This is a genomic window from Streptococcus sp. 'group B' (assembly GCF_002073795.1).
Taxonomy (GTDB): Bacteria; Bacillota; Bacilli; order Lactobacillales; family Streptococcaceae; genus Streptococcus; species Streptococcus agalactiae.
Genome location: NZ_CP020432.1, coordinates 2,103,887 through 2,120,199, shown reverse-complemented (window position 1 = coordinate 2,120,199; position 16,313 = coordinate 2,103,887). Strand labels below are relative to the sequence as shown.

Annotated in this window: 11 protein-coding genes and 2 pseudogenes; 10 read left to right on the top strand and 3 right to left on the bottom strand. The window is 35.0% G+C overall.

Going from position 1 to position 16,313, the window contains the following annotated elements:
• Positions 1 to 8: 8 nt before the first annotated feature.
• Both nrdI and A6J68_RS11045 read right to left on the bottom strand, forming a co-directional pair.
• Positions 9 to 464: a class Ib ribonucleoside-diphosphate reductase assembly flavoprotein NrdI gene (gene nrdI / locus A6J68_RS11050; RefSeq protein WP_001125401.1), complete on the bottom strand. Its 456-nt coding sequence runs from the start codon at positions 462 to 464 to the stop codon at positions 9 to 11.
• A gap of 156 nt (positions 465 to 620) precedes the next feature.
• Positions 621 to 3,023 (bottom strand): bifunctional 2',3'-cyclic-nucleotide 2'-phosphodiesterase/3'-nucleotidase, encoded by a 2,403-nt coding sequence (locus tag A6J68_RS11045; protein WP_000033913.1) that lies wholly within the window; start codon positions 3,021 to 3,023, stop codon positions 621 to 623.
• A 259-nt stretch (positions 3,024 to 3,282) separates the two neighbouring features.
• Here A6J68_RS11045 and A6J68_RS11040 point away from each other — a divergent pair, with 259 nt between their 5' ends.
• The 4 genes from A6J68_RS11040 (at position 3,283) to A6J68_RS11025 (ending at position 9,739) form a co-directional block, all read left to right on the top strand.
• Positions 3,283 to 5,499, top strand: coding sequence for a RelA/SpoT family protein (locus A6J68_RS11040; RefSeq protein ID WP_000237872.1), 2,217 nt, complete (start codon positions 3,283 to 3,285; stop codon positions 5,497 to 5,499).
• A gap of 9 nt (positions 5,500 to 5,508) precedes the next feature.
• Complete coding sequence (gene dtd, locus A6J68_RS11035) at positions 5,509 to 5,952, top strand: D-aminoacyl-tRNA deacylase (RefSeq protein ID WP_000691436.1); 444 nt, start codon at positions 5,509 to 5,511, stop codon at positions 5,950 to 5,952.
• Between the two features lie 254 nt (positions 5,953 to 6,206).
• Positions 6,207 to 7,130, top strand: a complete 924-nt coding sequence (locus A6J68_RS11030; RefSeq protein WP_000822455.1) for a metal ABC transporter solute-binding protein, Zn/Mn family — start codon at positions 6,207 to 6,209, stop codon at positions 7,128 to 7,130.
• A gap of 26 nt (positions 7,131 to 7,156) precedes the next feature.
• Positions 7,157 to 9,739, top strand: a complete 2,583-nt coding sequence (locus A6J68_RS11025) for a pneumococcal-type histidine triad protein (protein WP_001080371.1) — start codon at positions 7,157 to 7,159, stop codon at positions 9,737 to 9,739.
• Between the two features lie 280 nt (positions 9,740 to 10,019).
• Here the strand turns inward: A6J68_RS11025 and A6J68_RS11020 are convergent, their stop codons facing one another.
• A complete protein-coding gene (locus A6J68_RS11020; RefSeq protein WP_000919187.1) occupies positions 10,020 to 10,796 on the bottom strand; it encodes a DeoR/GlpR family DNA-binding transcription regulator in 777 nt (258 codons plus the stop codon).
• Between the two features lie 208 nt (positions 10,797 to 11,004).
• Between A6J68_RS11020 and A6J68_RS11015 the strand changes: the two genes are divergently transcribed.
• The 6 genes and pseudogenes from A6J68_RS11015 to lacB all read left to right on the top strand — a co-directional run bounded on the left by A6J68_RS11015 (position 11,005) and on the right by lacB (position 16,212).
• Positions 11,005 to 11,478 carry a PTS sugar transporter subunit IIA gene (locus A6J68_RS11015; RefSeq protein WP_000458429.1) on the top strand — a complete coding sequence of 158 codons (474 nt, stop codon included), beginning with the start codon at positions 11,005 to 11,007 and terminating at the stop codon, positions 11,476 to 11,478.
• A 1-nt stretch (position 11,479) separates the two neighbouring features.
• Positions 11,480 to 11,785, top strand: coding sequence for a PTS sugar transporter subunit IIB (locus A6J68_RS11010; RefSeq protein ID WP_000590541.1), 306 nt, complete (start codon positions 11,480 to 11,482; stop codon positions 11,783 to 11,785).
• A 39-nt stretch (positions 11,786 to 11,824) separates the two neighbouring features.
• Positions 11,825 to 12,270 (top strand): annotated as a pseudogene (locus tag A6J68_RS11005) (PTS transporter subunit IIC); the annotation flags it as partial.
• 282 nt (positions 12,271 to 12,552) lie between these two features.
• On the top strand, positions 12,553 to 15,003 hold the full coding sequence (locus A6J68_RS11000; protein ID WP_000176340.1) for a sialidase family protein: 2,451 nt from the start codon (positions 12,553 to 12,555) through the stop codon (positions 15,001 to 15,003).
• A 248-nt stretch (positions 15,004 to 15,251) separates the two neighbouring features.
• Positions 15,252 to 15,676, top strand: a pseudogene (lacA, locus tag A6J68_RS10995) (galactose-6-phosphate isomerase subunit LacA).
• A gap of 20 nt (positions 15,677 to 15,696) precedes the next feature.
• Positions 15,697 to 16,212, top strand: coding sequence for a galactose-6-phosphate isomerase subunit LacB (gene lacB, locus A6J68_RS10990; RefSeq protein WP_000686152.1), 516 nt, complete (start codon positions 15,697 to 15,699; stop codon positions 16,210 to 16,212).
• Positions 16,213 to 16,313: the final 101 nt, after the last annotated feature.

Below are 16,313 nucleotides of genomic sequence, written 5' to 3'. Positions count from 1 at the left end.
TATTTCCTTTAGGCTTTAAAGTTCGATAATGTTTCAACGATAATATTTGCGATACGTTCAACGTCGCTAGAAGTTCCTCGCAATTCAAAGTCTCCTAACATAGGAAATCCAAACCGTTCAGAGTATTGTTTTGCAGTTAAACAGTACTGATTGTTAAAATTTCTATTTCCAGAGCCAACAATTCCGATACAATTTTTGACATTATTGTGTGCAGCTATAAAATCACCAAGTGGAATGGTAAGAATTTCTTGATCGCCATTGTCAATGCCATTTCCTCCCTCGAGGTAAGTGGGTAATAGTGCTACGAAAGGTTGGTCAACAGGAAAGGTTTGATGATTTTGTTCCTTGATATTAATAGTCGAAACCTGACAGTTATGCCAAGTTGACAGTTGTTCACTAAGACGTTTGACAAAGCTTTGAGTATTGCCGCTAAGACTGATATAGACTAGGGTTAATTTAGGCATTTAGTACTCCTTAAATCTAAATTTCTTGTTATCAGTTTAGCAAAATCATGTCAGATAAACAAGCTAGAGTGGTATCTCAATATCTGACTGTTTAGAGAGAAAATCTATTGTTGAGACTAAAAACTGAGGTTGATTGGCCTCAGTTTTTAGTGATGACTATATTTGTTTCTTTTTAAGTAAATTTCCCACGAGTCCAAGTATTGCGACGCCAAAGAAAGCCAGATAAGATTGTTTTTCTTGTCCAGTTTTAGGTAATGTTTTTTCTTTCTGTTGTGTATAGATAGTGCCTGCGATATTTGGAGAAGCTTTTGCTTTTGTATAAGCAGTTGCAACCATGTGGTGAATTTTTTGTTTCTCTATTTGGCTTAACTTTTCTTGATGTGATGGCTCAGTAAGGTCTACTTTTTCTTGTTCAGTATAGACAAATCGATAATCACCAAATCCTTCATCTTTGGTAGAACTAGCGATATACTGAATATCCTTGCTATTAGTAACAAGATTTTTAGCTTTATCGGCTGTTTGGAATCGTAAATCAAGGCCTTTAATAGACTCTGTGAAGCCCCAGTTATTATCAGCTGTAGGATTGATGGTTTTCTCTGAAATAATATAGTTTATAATAGTTTGGCGATTTTCTAAGTTCAGCAAACGGTTCATTGTGGCATTTTTAGCCCCAGGGAAGGTACCACTAGCACGGTAGTTATTGGTCACAATCATAAACTCTTGTTTGTCTGCAACAGGCTTACCATTGTACATTAAATCGCGTACTCGACTAGCTTGACTATTAACAACTTTTCCATCTTTGTTGTATTTATTAGGTTGTGTAATATCAAATTTATAAGTCAAGCCATCAATAACGTCAAAATTATAGGTACGATATTCGGTATTGATAATATTTTGCGGTGCTTTATTGTTAGGGTCAATTTGGTTAAATTGACCAGCGGACATTTCTAACCATTCACGTAAGTCTGCTCCGGTCACTTTTAAAAGTGCAGTAACATTATCATAAAGGTAAAGATCAGCTACGTTTTTAATTGCAACAGGTCCAGCTGGAATATCAGTATATGCGGTAGCATCGCCACGTGTTCCGGCTTTAAATGGTGCTGCAGCAGATAGAAGTGGTAAATTTGCCTCAGGTGTTCCTTTTAATTCATTTGCAACGTACCAACGTTGAGCGTTGTTAACAATTTGAACTGAAGGGTCATCTTTAACTAGTGCAAAGTAACTTGTAATTGGCGCAGTTGTTGTACCTACTTGTTGGCGAACATAGTTGATAGTGCCATCGTGTGCTTCCTTAGCCAATGCAATGATACGCTCGTCAGCAGTTGTTGAGTTCATATCAATTTTACGGATTTTAGCACTGCTTTCGGAGACTTGCCATTTTCCATTAGTATAACTAAGTCCTAAATCAATAATACCAAGGTGATCCCCGTACTTGCCTGCCATTGTAACAGGTGTTCCATTTATTTTTCCATTGATACCATCAACTCCAGTGTATTTTTCATAGAAGCCAGTACCGTTACCTGATGGAAATTCAGCGTGTGAGTGTCCCGTAACAACGGCATCCACTCCCTTGATGCTGGCAATTTGATAGCCAACGTTTTCTTCACCTTCTTCATATCGATCATCTCCAATGCCAGAGTGTGATAAAACGAGAATGACATCTGCTCCTTTAGCACGCATAGTAGGAACGATTTCTTCGATTGCTTTAACTGAATCTTTGACAATAACCTTTCCCTCTAAGTTAGCCTTGTCCCAGTTTAAGATTTGAGGAGGTACAATTCCTGTAATTCCAATATTTAGTGCAACAGCTCTTCCTGTTGAATCTTTGAAGGTTTTAGTAATGATGTCATAAGTTTTAAAAACTGGTTGATGTGTTTTGAAATCCAAAACATTTGCGTTGAGGATTGGAAGGTTGGCTGTAGCAATGATTTTTTTGAGGTAATCTAAACCGTAATTAAATTCATGATTACCTAGTGTTGATGCATCATAACCAAGAGCATTCATGGCTTGGTACATAGGATGTTCTTCATTTTCTGCGACAGGTTTAACGATTGCTTTATAAGTTCCTAAAGGTGTCCCTTGAATGACATCTCCGTTATCAACTAAGACGGTATTAGGATTTTCTTTTTTTGCTTCTTCGATAAGGACAGCAGTTTTTGCTAACCCTATTTTTTGAGATTCTTTATCTTGATAATAATCATAGTTAACTAAATTGGTGTGTAGGTCTGTGGTTGACATGATGCGAAGGTCAACTTTTTCACCTTCAATAGGTTTGAGATCACCAGTTGTGGTTTCTGTGGCAACAGGCTGTGGATTTTGATTATTGGCAGTGGTATTTGTGCTTGTGGCTGTTGAAGCATCAGTTATTGCAGTTGGAGTAGAAGTAACGTTTGACTTTTCCTCTGCAATTGTGCTAGTGGGGGTAGTTGATTCAACCTTTGTAGCGGTTGAACTTGGTGTTGTAACAATGTCTTCTGCTTGAACAGCTAAACCACTTGTTGTTGTAGCTGTTAAGACAGTTAAAGCGAATATGCTTTTTGAAAAATAATGTTTTGACATAAATCTCCTCCATTAAAACATTACATGTATATTATCCTAATCTAAAAACTATTATAGCTTATTGAAAACGTTTAATCAATCTCATTTACGAATTATTTTTAGTAATTACACTAAAAACAATCGTTTATTTATAAAGGATAACTTGGTTAGACACATTTACTTGGTATTTAATTCTTTTTGAGCCTCTAACTTCTTTTATTTTTAGGTTAAAAAGTGATAAAATAGGTACAATCTATCACTATGATTAAAGAGGATAACTATGGTCAAAGAAATTAATTTAACAGGAGAAGAGGTTGTTGCAATCACATCCCAGTACATGAGTGAGACGGATGTTGCTTTTGTAAAATTTGCCTTAAATTACGCAACCGCAGCTCATTATTATCAAGCAAGAAAGTCGGGCGAGCCCTACATTATTCATCCAATTCAAGTAGCAGGTATTCTTGCAGATTTACACCTTGATGCCGTTACGGTAGCTTGTGGTTTTTTACATGATGTTGTAGAAGATACGGAAATTACCCTTGATGAGATTGAAACTGATTTTGGCAAGGATGTTCGCGATATTATTGACGGTGTAACAAAATTGGGTAAAGTGGAGTACAAATCTCATGAAGAACAGTTAGCAGAAAATCACCGTAAAATGTTAATGGCTATGTCTAAGGATATCCGTGTTATTTTGGTTAAGCTCGCTGATCGCTTACATAATATGAGAACCCTTAAACACCTCAGAAAAGATAAACAAGAGCGTATTTCACGTGAGACTATGGAAATATACGCTCCTTTAGCGCATCGTTTGGGGATTAGTCGTATCAAGTGGGAATTAGAAGATTTATCTTTTCGTTACTTGAATGAGACGGAATTTTATAAGATTTCTCATATGATGAGTGAAAAACGTCGTGAACGCGAAGAGTTGGTTGATATAATTGTCGATAAAATCAGATCCTATACTGAGGAACAGGGTTTATATGGTGATATTTATGGTAGACCAAAACACATTTATTCTATTTACAGAAAAATGCGTGATAAAAAGAAACGCTTTGATCAGATTTATGATTTAATTGCGATACGCTGTATTATGGAAACTGCTAGTGATGTTTATGCCATGGTGGGGTATATCCATGAGTTATGGCGTCCGATGCCAGGAAGGTTTAAAGATTATATTGCGGCACCAAAGGCCAATGGTTATCAATCTATTCACACGACGGTTTATGGACCTAAAGGGCCAATTGAAATTCAGATTCGAACTAAAGAAATGCATCAAGTTGCCGAGTTTGGTGTTGCAGCCCATTGGGCCTATAAAAAAGGAATCACCAGTAAGGTTAATCAAGCAGAGCAATCGGTTGGTATGGGATGGATTCAAGAATTAGTTGAGCTTCAAGATGAATCAAAAGACGCCAAGGATTTTGTTGACTCTGTTAAGGAAGATATCTTTACAGAACGCATCTATGTTTTTACCCCAAATGGTGCTGTTCAGGAATTGCCAAGGGAATCTGGACCAATTGATTTTGCTTATGCTATTCACACGCAAGTTGGAGAAAAAGCTACTGGCGCTAAAGTAAATGGACGTATGGTTCCATTGACTGCTAAGTTAAAAACAGGAGATGTTGTTGAGATTATCACAAACCCTAATTCATTTGGACCAAGTCGTGACTGGATTAAGATTGTTAAGACCAATAAAGCTCGCAATAAAATTCGTCAGTTCTTCAAAAACCAAGATAAAGAAACTTCTATTAATAAAGGTAGAGAATTACTGGTTGATTATTTCCAAGAACAAGGTTATGTGCCTAACAAATATTTAGATAAGAAACATATTGAAGAAATCCTTCCACGTGTCAGTGTTAAAAGTGAGGAAGCTTTGTATGCAGCCGTAGGTTTTGGTGATTTGAGTCCGATTAGTATTTTTAATAAACTGACGGAAAAAGAACGCCGTGAGGAGGAACGTGCTAAGGCTAAAGCGGAAGCAGACGAACTTATTAACGGTGGCGAAATCAAAACCGATAAGCGTGATGTTCTCAAAGTTAAGAGTGAAAATGGTGTTATCATTCAAGGAGCTTCAGGTTTATTAATGCGTATTGCAAAATGTTGTAATCCCGTTCCTGGAGATCTCATTGAAGGCTATATAACTAAAGGTAGAGGCGTGGCTATCCATCGTTCAGATTGTCAAAATTTAAAGAGTCAGGAGAACTACGAACAACGTTTGATTGATGTTGAGTGGGATGATGATGGATCTAAAAAAGAGTACATGGCTGAAATCGATATTTATGGTTTGAATCGTAGTGGCCTCCTTAATGATGTTCTTCAAACCTTATCAAATGCAACAAAGCTAGTATCGACAGTAAATGCACAACCAACAAAAGATATGAAATTTGCTAATATTCATGTTAGCTTTGGAATTTCAAATTTAGCACAATTGACAACTGTGGTTGATAAAATCAAAATTATCCCAGATGTTTATTCTGTTAAACGTACGAATGGTTAGGAGAGCAAAATGAAAATCATTATTCAACGTGTTAGTCAAGCAAGTGTTTCTATTGAAGATGATGTAGTCGGATCTATTGAGAAGGGTTTAGTACTTCTAGTTGGGATTGCTCCAGAAGATACAACAGAAGATATTGCTTATGCAGTTCGTAAAATTACTAGCATGCGTATTTTTTCTGATGATGAGGGGAAAATGAACCTTTCAATTCAAGACATTAAAGGAAGCGTCTTATCTATCTCACAATTTACACTCTTTGCAGATACCAAAAAAGGAAATCGTCCAGCTTTTACTGGGGCAGCTGATCCTGTTAAAGCGAATCAGTTTTATGATATCTTTAATCAAGAATTAGCAAATCATGTTTCGGTAGAAACAGGTCAATTTGGAGCTGATATGCAAGTCAGTCTGATTAATGATGGACCAGTAACTATCGTTTTAGATACTAAAAATAAATAAAAAATCAAAGAGTTGGGCAAAATGCTTGGCTCTTTTTATTGTGGTTCTAATTATACTCCTTAACCCATTCATGTTTATAAAAAGATTCACTGTAGCTTGGAAAGGCATGAATAAAGGTTGTTGATATGAAATTAAGTGCACTTAACAATATTAAAAATAGAAAAATATTAGATTTATGGTTTTTCGTTGACACTAAAATAAGAATACTCTAAAACGTTAACTGGTTAAGTACTTTTTATTTTAAAGGAGGTTTAATGAAAAGGATACGGAAAAGCCTTATTTTTGTTCTCGGAATAGTTACCCTAATTTGCTTATGTGCTTGTACTAAACAGAGCCAGCAAAAAAATGGCTTGTCGGTCGTGACTAGCTTTTATCCAGTATATTCCATTACAAAAGCAGTTTCTGGTGATTTGAATGATATTAAAATGATTCGATCACAGTCAGGCATTCATGGTTTTGAACCCTCATCAAGTGATGTTGCTGCCATTTATGATGCTGATCTATTTCTTTATCATTCGCACACACTAGAAGCTTGGGCGAGACGTTTGGAACCTAGTTTGCATCACTCTAAAGTATCTGTAATTGAAGCTTCAAAAGGTATGACTTTGGATAAAGTTCATGGCTTAGAAGATGTAGAGGCAGAAAAAGGAGTAGATGAGTCAACCTTGTATGACCCTCACACTTGGAATGACCCTGTAAAAGTATCTGAGGAAGCACAACTCATCGCTACACAACTAGCTAAAAAGGATCCTAAAAACGCTAAGGTTTATCAAAAAAATGCTGATCAATTTAGTGACAAGGCAATGGCTATTGCAGAGAAGTATAAGCCAAAATTTAAAGCTGCAAAGTCTAAATACTTTGTGACTTCACATACAGCATTCTCATACTTAGCTAAGCGATACGGATTGACTCAGTTAGGTATTGCAGGTGTCTCAACCGAGCAAGAACCTAGTGCTAAAAAATTAGCCGAAATTCAGGAGTTTGTGAAAACATATAAGGTTAAGACTATTTTTGTTGAAGAAGGAGTCTCACCTAAATTAGCTCAAGCAGTAGCTTCAGCTACTCGAGTTAAAATTGCAAGTTTAAGTCCTTTAGAAGCAGTTCCCAAAAACAATAAAGATTACTTAGAAAATTTGGAAACTAATCTTAAGGTACTTGTCAAATCGTTAAATCAATAGGTAGTTATATAAAGAAAGGACGCAGGATGAATCGTAAAAAAACAGTTATTATTAGTGCTTTATCAGTAGCTCTATTTGGTACTGGTGTAGGTGCTTACCAATTAGGTAGCTATAATGCCCAAAAATCAGACAATAGTGTTTCTTATGTGAAAACAGATAAATCTGATAGCAAAGCACAAGCAACAGCTGCAAATAAAACGCCCGACCAAATCAGTAAAGAAGAAGGCATATCTGCAGAACAAATCGTTGTTAAAATTACTGATGATGGTTATGTAACTTCTCATGGAGACCATTACCATTATTACAATGGGAAAGTGCCATATGATGCCATCATTAGTGAAGAATTGATTATGAAAGACCCTAGCTATGTCTTTAATAAAGCTGATGTCATTAATGAAGTCAAAGATGGTTATATTATCAAAGTTAATGGTAAGTATTACCTCTATCTTAAAGAAGGTAGCAAACGAACAAATGTTCGTACAAAGGAACAAATCCAAAAGCAACGCGAAGAATGGTCTAAGGGTGGTTCTAAGGGAGAATCAGGAAAGCATAGTAGTGCAAAAACTCAAGCTTTATCAGCCAGCGTACGTGAAGCGAAAGCTAGCGGTCGCTATACTACAGATGATGGTTATGTTTTTAGTCCAACAGATGTTATTGATGACATGGGAGATGCCTTTTTAGTACCACATGGCGATCATTTCCATTATATCCCGAAAGCTGATTTATCTCCATCAGAGTTATCAGCCGCACAGGCATATTGGAACCGCAAGACTGGCCGATCAGGTAATAGCTCAAAACCATCAAATTCAAGTTCATACATTCATGCAAGTGCACCAAGCGGTAATGTATCAACAGGAAGACATGCTAATGCCCCTATTTCTATTCCAAGAGTCACTCACGCAAATCACTGGTCAAAACCAGCTGGTAATCATGCTACGGCACCAAAACACCATGCACCTACAACCAAACCAATCAACAAAGATTCTGCTTTAGACAAAATGTTGAAACGTTTATATGCTCAACCGTTATCTGCTCGTCACGTAGAAAGTGATGGTTTGGTTTATGACCCAGCACAAGTTAATGCTTTCACAGCAATCGGTGTTTCTATTCCGCACGGTAATCATTTCCACTTTATTCACTATAAGGATATGTCTCCATTAGAGTTAGAAGCAACAAGGATGGTGGCAGAGCATAGAGGACATCATATTGATGCATTAGGGAAAAAAGATTCTACAGAGAAACCAAAGCATATTTCTCATGAACCTAATAAGGAACCTCACACAGAGGAAGAACACCATGCAGTAACACCGAAAGACCAACGTAAAGGCAAACCAAATAGCCAGATTGTCTACAGTGCTCAAGAAATTGAAGAGGCAAAAAAAGCTGGTAAATACACAACATCTGATGGTTACATTTTTGATGCTAAAGATATTAAAAAAGATACAGGTACAGGTTATGTCATTCCACATATGACACATGAGCATTGGGTACCAAAGAAAGATTTATCAGAGTCGGAATTAAAAGCAGCTCAAGAATTTCTTTCAGGAAAATCTGAAGCAAATCAAGACAAACCAAAAACAGGTAAAACAGCTCAAGAAATCTATGAGGCAATTGAACCAAAAGCAATTGTTAAACCTGAAGATTTATTATTTGGAATTGCACAAGCGACAGACTATAAGAATGGTACATTTGTAATTCCTCATAAAGATCATTACCATTATGTGGAATTAAAATGGTTTGATGAAGAAAAAGATCTTTTAGCTGATTCAGATAAGACATATTCTTTAGAAGACTATTTAGCTACGGCTAAATATTACATGATGCACCCAGAAAAACGTCCTAAAGTTGAAGGATGGGGTAAAGATGCTGAAATTTATAAGGAAAAGGACTCTAATAAAGCAGATAAACCAAGTCCTGCACCAACTGATAATAAATCAACATCAAATTCTAGTGACAAAAACTTAAGTGCTGCAGAAGTATTCAAACAAGCAAAACCAGAAAAAATTGTACCGCTTGATAAAATTGCTGCTCACATGGCATATGCAGTTGGATTTGAAGATGATCAATTGATTGTTCCTCATCATGATCATTATCATAATGTTCCTATGGCATGGTTTGACAAGGGTGGTTTATGGAAAGCACCAGAAGGCTATACATTACAACAACTCTTCTCAACAATTAAATACTACATGGAACATCCTAATGAATTACCAAAAGAAAAGGGTTGGGGACACGACAGTGATCATAACAAAGGCTCAAATAAAGACAATAAAGCCAAAAATTATGCTCCAGATGAAGAACCTGAAGATTCAGGGAAAGTAACTCACAACTATGGTTTTTATGATGTTAATAAAGGTTCAGACGAAGAAGAACCAGAAAAACAAGAAGATGAATCAGAGCTAGATGAATATGAACTAGGAATGGCACAAAACGCTAAGAAATATGGTATGGATAGACAATCTTTTGAAAAGCAACTCATCCAATTATCAAATAAATATAGTGTAAGTTTTGAAAGCTTTAATTATATTAATGGTAATCAAGTTCAAGTTACTAAAAAAGATGGCTCTAAAGTGCTTGTTGATATTAAAACACTAGCAGAAGTGAAATAATAAAAGAGTTGAATAAACTTAGCTGACAACTAAAAACAAACAAGTCACCGCACTTGTTTGTTTTTTAGTTATGATTTCTAGCGTGCGAAGATTTTAATGATATATCTAATTCTTCTTTTGAACAACCATTGTTTTACGCTTAAAAGAGAGTTAATGTATTTTTGTTTGAGGAAGTTTTCTTGTTTTGACTTTTATAAAACGACTAAAGTTATAATCACTAAATAAAGAGCCACTACTAAAAGCTGTATAACAGGTTTCTAGTAGTGGCTCACTTGTTTTATTACATGTAATTGTTATTAGTTAAAATTTTGGTGAAGCTACTGTATTGCTCCTTAACAACATTATCAATATTATGATCTGTTAATACAAAATCAATATCGTCTAATTGATAAAAAGTATAAAAATCATATTTACCAAATTTTTGGCTATCAACTAAAAGGAATTTTTCAAAGGAATTATTAAGAGCAATGCGCTGGATTTCACCTTCTCCCTCGTCATAAGTAGCGATAGACTTTTCAAAAACACCATTACTACTAACAAAAGCTTTTGAAAAATTAAGTGATTTAATAGAGTTAATAGTAACAGAACCGACAAAAGCACCAGTAATTTCTCTGTACTCTCCTCCTACAAGGATAAGGTCAAGTGTTGAACTTTGATTCAGAATATTGAAAACAGGAAGGCTATTGGTTACTACCCTAATTTTAAAATCAAGTAATTGCGTAGCTAATTTCTCTAAGGTTGTTCCAGGCCCAATAAAGATTGTTTCACCATCATTGATGAATTGTTTTGCAAATTGGGCAATTTCTAATTTTTCATTTGTTTGAATATCGTATTTTTCAGTGTTTGATTTTTCATAATTTTGTGGAATTGGTGCTGCGTTTACTTTTTGTGCACCACCATGGATGCGTATTAACAGTCCTGCTTTATCTAATTCATCCAAGTCACGCCTAACAGTCATGTCTGATACATCAAGTTCTTCCATGATTTCATTAACAGTGACAATACCATTTATATTGACTTTTTCTATTATTTTTTGTAATCTTTCTCGCTTTAACATAATAATCTCTCCTACCTCTTCATTGTATATATCATACCATAAATAGAGCTAAAATAATAATAATTTTGAAAAAACAAACAATAATAAACAAAAATAAATAAAAAACGTCTTGTGATGTTTTATTTTGTTTTGTATAATATTGATGTAGATAAGTTGATAAGGCTTGTTTGCCTTACAACAAAATGTAACCGCTTAACTAAAAAGAAAGGTGTTTGCTGTGACTCAAGATATTTTATTTATTGATGCCCATTCTCAGGAAGAATTATTTGACTTAGTATCAAAAGCATTGATAAAACAACACTATGTTAGTCCTGACTACCGACAGGCAGTAAAAGAAAGGGAGAGAGAGTTTCCAACGGGGTTAAAAATTGATTTAAAAGATGGGACTCCTATTCAATATGTTGCTATTCCACACACTGAAACGCAGTATTGTCTAGTAGATAGAATCTTTTATGTCAAAAATAGTCAGCCAATTACTTTCAAACATATGATTAATCCAGAAGAGGAGTGTAGGGTTCAGGATTTTTTCTTCATCATTAATAGTAGGAATAGTAACCAAAGTGATATTTTATCTAATTTGATTACCTTCTTTATTACAAAAGGAAACCTAGATCGGCTACATGAGCTTGGCGACAATAAGGAAAAAATTAATCATTATTTAATAGAAAAAGGAGTGTTTTAACATGATCAAAATATTAGCAGCTTGTGGTGCAGGCATAAATTCAAGTCATCAAATTAAAGATGCTATCGAGACACAATTAGGAGATAGAGGTTACAATGTACATTGTGATGCTGTTATGGTTAAGGATATCACTGAGGAAATGGTCAACAAATATGATATCTTTACTCCTATTGCTAAAACTGATTTAGGTTTTAATGTACCAATTCCAGTTGTAGAAGCAGGATCTATTCTTTATCGCATACCAGTTATGAGCGAACCGGTCTTTACTGCTTTAGAACAAGTTATCAAAGAACACAACCTATCATAACATATTTAAAATTGGAATTAGTCTTAAAGGAGAAGGAACATGCAGGTATTTTTAAATATTGTCAATAAATTCTTTGATCCAGTTATTCATATGGGTTCGGGAGTTGTGATGCTAATTGTCATGACAGGTTTAGCCATGATATTTGGAGTGAAGTTTTCTAAAGCACTTGAAGGTGGTATTAAGTTAGCTATTGCTCTTACGGGTATTGGTGCTATTATTGGTATTTTAACTGGTGCTTTTTCCGAATCACTTCAAGCTTTTGTTAAAAATACAGGAATCAATCTAAGCATTATTGACGTTGGTTGGGCTCCATTAGCAACTATTACATGGGGATCACCATATACGCTTTACTTCTTATTAATCATGCTTATTGTCAATATTGTTATGATTGTTATGAAAAAAAAACGGATACCTTAGATGTTGATATTTTTGATATTTGGCATTTATCTATCACAGGTCTTTTAATTATGTGGTATGCTAAACAAATGAAACGCCGTAATGCAGAATATGCAGCTAATCAAAAATAAATAGAATAAACAAAAACCTAGGAAATATCACATTCTCCTAGGTTTTTGATATATTAAATATTTTAAAAATAATATATATAATTAATTTTCGCTCATTTTAATAATAAAAAACTAGTAAAATTATAAAAATATATTGAAAATAGTGATAAGTTGGTATACAATCCTTTTTGGAAACATTACTGAACTCCCATTTTTCTAGAGTTGATGTATGCAATCAATATTTTAAGACTTGGAGTTTCTATGACATTAACCTTTGGGAAACCTTCTATAACGATACGCCGTCTAGGAGTGATAACTAGTACATATATGATGCTAGGTTTTATCTTATTATGTGGACTTTTGCATCCTAGTACAATTTATAGTGAGGAAATAAAATCTGATATAAACTCTTTTATATCAATAGATGATGAAAAAACTACTGCTCCCATATTTGACTCTACTTTAGATAAGCTTACTAATTCAACAGAGGAGAGGCAGTTAGAATTAGATTCTGATACATCGGACGGTTTAATAGTAGATGATCAAAAAGATAAAGATATGGTAGTAGTCTTAGGTGATTCTGACAGTCAAGAAAAATTGTCACCTCCTCTAAAATCGGAAATAGCGACAGAAGAAAATCGTAAACAGGCAAATTTAGCAGAACTAAATGCAACTCAACCTAATAATAGAACTACCTATATTATACCCGAAAGCAGTCATTCCATTGCAGAACAACAGAGATTCCTGATAGAATCAAAGGGTTCTTCGGTTGCATTACTTAATAGCGATGAATTTAGAAAGACAGCGGGAGAGGATAGAGGTTTTGAAAGGGATAAGTTGAGGTCTTTGGATATCATTCCTAAGGGAGATTTATCGACAAGTAATGTCATAGGTAATACGGACATTGCTAGTCAGATATCGTTGGGCTTTAAAAAGAATGCGATGCAGGAACACCATCTTACTAAAACATTCTCTCAAAAGGATGGAAAGTTATCGTCTGTTATAGAGGGGATGCTTGCTATTGGCAAAGAGAAAGTAGAGAAAGAAATAAAATATAGTGGTAATTTATGGCAAAAATTAAAAGCTAAGGCACACTGCCTTGTTTGCTGTGTTGATAATTTGAATTTTGAAGATATAAAATCTTATTTTCAATATTATTGTCATCTAAACCATCAGCTCAAATTACCTAAAGGTGCTATACTTTCTGCTAAAACAGAAGTATATAGGGGAGGAGATTTTGGGAGAAAAAATAAAGATAATGTGTTTGGTTACCGTATCCCCTCATTATTGAAAACCCAAAAAGGAACTTTACTTGCGGGAGCTGATGAAAGAATTGAGCAAGCTTGTGATTGGGGAAACATAGGAATGGTTATTCGCCGTAGTGAGGATGATGGTGTCACTTGGGGAAAAAGAGAAACTATTGTCAATCTCCGTAATAACCCTAGAGTTCCGCTAGTTACTAGTGGTGACTATAGTGGCTCACCTATTAATATGGATATGGCATTAGTTCAAGATACTAGCTCCAAGACGAAACGTATTTTTTCAATATATGATATGTTTCCAGAAGGAAGAGGCGTTATTAGTATTGCTAACACACCTGAAAAAGAATATACCCAAATCGGAGGACAGTCTTATCTTAATTTATATAATAATGGAAAGAAATCGAAGGTTTTTACTATCCGTGACAAAGGTATTGTATATAATTTTAAAGGGAAAAAGACTGATTATCATGTTATAACAGAAACTACTAAAAGTGACCATTCAAATCTAGGGGATATTTATAAGGGAAAACAGCTACTTGGAAATATATATTTTACAAAACATAAAACGTCACCATTTCGTTTAGCAAAATCAAGCTATGTGTGGATGTCATATAGCGATGATGATGGTAGGACATGGTCATCACCTAGAGATATAACAGCAAGTCTTCGTCAGAAAGGCATGAAATTTTTGGGAATAGGACCTGGAAAAGGTATAGTTTTAAAATGGGGGCCACACGCTGGTCGTATTATTATTCCTGCCTATTCTACGAATTGGAAATCTCATCTAAGAGGTTCACAATCTTCACGCCTAATTTATTCAGACGACCATGGAAAAACGTGGCATACTGGAAAAGCAGTTAATGATAACCGTATACTTTCTAATGGTGAAAAAATTCACTCCTTAACAATGGATAATAAAAAAGAACAAAATACAGAATCCGTACCCGTTCAATTGAAAAATGGGGACATTAAGTTATTTATGAGGAATCTAACTGGTAACCTAGAAGTAGCCACAAGTAAAGACGGCGGGGAGACTTGGCAAAACCATGTTAAACGATATAAGGAAATTCATGATGCTTACGTCCAACTATCAGCTATTCGCTTTGAGCATGACAAAAAAGAGTATATTTTATTAGTGAATGCTAATGAGCCAGGGAAGAAGTGCCAAGATGGATATGCACGTCTAGCGCAAGTTAATCGAAATGGTAGTTTTAAGTGGTTATATCACCATCACATTCAAGATGGTTCGTTTGCTTACAACTCTGTTCAACAACTTAATAATGATCAATTTGGTGTCCTTTATGAACATAGAGAAAAACATCAAAATAGTTTTACTTTAAATTACAAAGTTTTTAATTGGAGTTTTCTTAGTCAAAATACAGAGAAGCAAGGCACTTTATGGGAGAAAATGGCAGCAAATTGGCATGTTTTGTTTAAATTTTATTTATGATTATGGCTTGCGGAATAACCGTTCCTACAAATAAAAATAATGAGAAGTATCAAACTTCGTGATAGCTAGCTAGTAGTGAATTCTAGTTGCCATAGTTATCACGGAGTTTTTTTGTTTATTTCAAACAAAAACAAAAACAAAACATTGACAAAAACAAAAATAAGATATATGATGATATTACAAACAAAAAACAAACAATATCTTCCAACTACATACAATTGTATTAAAAGTGAAATAAGGAGAAAGAAATGACAATTATTATTGGGGCGGATGCGCATGGTGTTGAACTTAAGGAAGTGATTAGACAACACCTTACACGTTTAGGTAAGGAAATTATTGATTTAACGGATACTAGCAAAGATTTCGTTGATAATACCTTAGCAATCGTTGCTAAAGTGAATCAAAAAGAAGATAACTTAGGAATAATGGTTGATGCTTACGGTGCTGGTCCTTTTATGGTAGCCACTAAGGTTAAGGGGATGATTGCAGCAGAAGTTTCAGATGAACGCTCAGCTTATATGACTAGAGCTCATAATAACGCTAGGATGATTGCTTTAGGTTCAGAGATTGTTGGTCCGGGGTTGCTAAACATATAGTAGAGGGTTTTGTTGATGGGACTTACGATGCAGGTCGTCATCAAATTCGGGTCGATATGTTGAATAAAATGTGCTAAGCGTAAGAGAGGTAAAGCAGATGAAAATTGCGGTCGGTTGTGATCATATTGTAACTTATGACAAAATTGCAGTTGTGGATTATTTAAAAACAAAAGGGTATGAGGTTATTGATTGTGGAACTTATGATAACATCCGTACTCACTATCCTATTTATGGTAAGAAAGTAGGAGAAGCTGTCGCTAGTGGAAAAGCCGACTTAGGTGTATGTATTTGTGGAACTGGAGTTGGTATTAATAATGCTGTTAATAAAGTTCCAGGAATTCGCTCAGCTCTGGTACGTGATTTGACATCAGCTATCTATGCTAAAGAAGAATTAAATGCTAACGTTATCGGATTTGGTGGGAAAATTACTGGTGGGCTGTTAATGACAGATATCATCGAGGCGTTTATAAGAGCTAAATATAAACCAACAAAAGAAAACAAAGTATTAATTGAAAAGATAGCCGAGGTTGAGACTCATAATGCCCATCAAGAAGAGAATGACTTTTTCACAGAGTTCTTAGATAAATGGAATCGTGGTGAATATCACGACTAAGGAGATATCTATGATTTTAACAGTAACTTTGAACCCTTCTATTGATATTTCGTACTGCTTAGAAAACTTTAACATGGATACTGTAAATGAACTGCACCCCA

Bases quoted from the DNA above. Each gene is read 5' to 3' on its own strand.
- lacB (WP_000686152.1), top strand. From the start codon at position 15,697: ATGAAAATTGCGGTCGGTTGTGATCATATTGTAACTTATGACAAAATT.
- A6J68_RS11000 (WP_000176340.1), top strand. From the start codon at position 12,553: ATGACATTAACCTTTGGGAAACCTTCTATAACGATACGCCGTCTAGGA.
- A6J68_RS11040 (WP_000237872.1), top strand. From the start codon at position 3,283: ATGGTCAAAGAAATTAATTTAACAGGAGAAGAGGTTGTTGCAATCACA.
- A6J68_RS11025 (WP_001080371.1), top strand. From the start codon at position 7,157: ATGAATCGTAAAAAAACAGTTATTATTAGTGCTTTATCAGTAGCTCTA.
- nrdI (WP_001125401.1), bottom strand. From the start codon at position 464: ATGCCTAAATTAACCCTAGTCTATATCAGTCTTAGCGGCAATACTCAA.
- A6J68_RS11020 (WP_000919187.1), bottom strand. From the start codon at position 10,796: ATGTTAAAGCGAGAAAGATTACAAAAAATAATAGAAAAAGTCAATATA.
- A6J68_RS11010 (WP_000590541.1), top strand. From the start codon at position 11,480: ATGATCAAAATATTAGCAGCTTGTGGTGCAGGCATAAATTCAAGTCAT.
- A6J68_RS11045 (WP_000033913.1), bottom strand. From the start codon at position 3,023: ATGTCAAAACATTATTTTTCAAAAAGCATATTCGCTTTAACTGTCTTA.
- dtd (WP_000691436.1), top strand. From the start codon at position 5,509: ATGAAAATCATTATTCAACGTGTTAGTCAAGCAAGTGTTTCTATTGAA.
- A6J68_RS11030 (WP_000822455.1), top strand. From the start codon at position 6,207: ATGAAAAGGATACGGAAAAGCCTTATTTTTGTTCTCGGAATAGTTACC.